Consider the following 765-nt stretch of genomic DNA (forward strand, 5'->3'; position numbering starts at 1 on the left):
GGTGTGGGGTGCGGGCCGCGGCACGGGGATCGAGCGGCAGTCGCAGGTGTACGACCTGCTGGCGTCGTGGGGCGTGCCGGTCTCCGGGCACACGCGGATCGTCGAGGGGCTGGACGGCGTGCGGGAGATGATCGCCTACTACGGCGAGCACCGGCACGACGTCGAGCACGAGATCGACGGCATCGTGATGAAGGTCGACGAGATCGCGCTGCAGCGCCGGCTCGGCTCGACCAGCCGGGCGCCGCGGTGGGCCATCGCGTACAAGKACCCGCCGGAGGAGGTGAACACCAAGCTCCTCGACATCCGCGTCAACGTCGGGCGCACCGGGCGCGTGACGCCGTTCGGCGTGATGGAGCCGGTGTTCGTCTCGGGGTCGACGGTCGAGATGGCGACGCTGCACAACGCGAGCGAGGTGGCGCGCAMGGGCGTGCTCATCGGCGACACCGTGGTGCTGCGCAAGGCCGGCGACGTGATCCCCGAGATCGTCGGGCCGGTCGTGGACCTGCGCGACGGCACCGAGCGCGCGTTCGTCATGCCGACAGAGTGCCCGTCGTGCGGCACGCCGCTGGCGCCGGCCAAGGAGGGCGACGTCGACATCCGCTGCCCCAACCAGCGGTCCTGCCCGGCCCAGCTGCGCGAGCGGCTGTTCCACGTCGCGTCCCGCGGGGCGTTCGACATCGAGGCGCTCGGCTGGGAGGCGGCCGGCGCGCTGCTCACCGCGGGCGTGGTCACCGACGAGGGCGATCTCTTCGCGTTGGATGCCGA

At 72.3% G+C, this 765-nt stretch carries 1 protein-coding gene; it reads left to right on the plus strand.

The annotated features are described in order from the left end of the window. On the plus strand, positions 1 to 765 hold a 765-nt coding region (locus AC1DVP_RS21315; protein ID WP_477185477.1), incomplete at both ends, for an NAD-dependent DNA ligase LigA.

This window comes from Flavobacterium sp. P3_A6, assembly GCF_056403035.1.